Annotated in this window: 1 protein-coding gene; it reads right to left on the bottom strand. The window is 57.7% G+C overall.

What is annotated here, in order from left to right; genetic code table 11:
* Window positions 1–828: amino acid adenylation domain-containing protein (locus QCM77_RS45955; RefSeq protein ID WP_280097146.1), on the bottom strand; the 828-nt coding region annotated here is incomplete at both ends.

The raw sequence follows: 828 nt of genomic DNA on the forward strand, positions 1-828 counted from the left end.
GATTGCCGTCCGGCAGATAGCGCGCCAGGTCGCCGGTCCGGTACAGCCGGTCGCCTTCCACAAAGGGACTGGCGATGAACCGCTCCGCCGTCAGCTCGGGCCGGTTCAGATAGCCGCGCGCGACCCCCGCCCCGCCGATGTAAAGCTCCCCCACCGCCCCAAACGGAACGGGCTCAGCATGACCGTCCAGCAGATAGATCCGCGTGTTGGCAATCGGGCGGCCAATCGGGACAACTGACCCGTCAAATCCAGCGGGATAAAGCCAAGCTGTCGAGTCAATCGTGGCCTCAGTAGGTCCATAGAGATTGACAAGTGGCTGCGATGCCAATTGCAGCCATCTAGTGGCCAGTTCTTTTCTAAGGACCTCTCCACCACAGAATATGTAGCGCAGAGAATCGATTTGCTTTTGCTCGACGTCAGTGACCGTGAGCAATGCTGAAAGAAGCGATGGAACCAATTGCAGAACCGTTACTCGGTACTTATCCAGTAGATCTAAAATTGTTCGAATATCTAATTGTCGGTCGAGAGGAAGAAGAACTGAGTGTGCCCCAATCGACAAAGCTGTCCATAGCTCCCATACGGCGGCATCAAAAGCGGGGGAGGTTCGCTGCAAGAAAACGTCGTGGGTACCGAATTGGAAGCGATTCACCTGCCAGGTCGTATGATTCACCAATCCGCGATGCTCGACCATGACGCCCTTGGGCGTACCGGTTGATCCTGAGGTGTAGATCACATAGGCGAGATGGCGCGAGGTCAGGCCGAGGGCGCGTGGGTCCGGATTGGATTCCGGCAGGTTCGCCCAGGCCGGCGTCGCCGTCGCCAGATCGA

It is taken from the genome of Bradyrhizobium nivariense, from assembly GCF_029846695.2.
GTDB lineage: Bacteria > Pseudomonadota > Alphaproteobacteria > Rhizobiales > Xanthobacteraceae > Bradyrhizobium.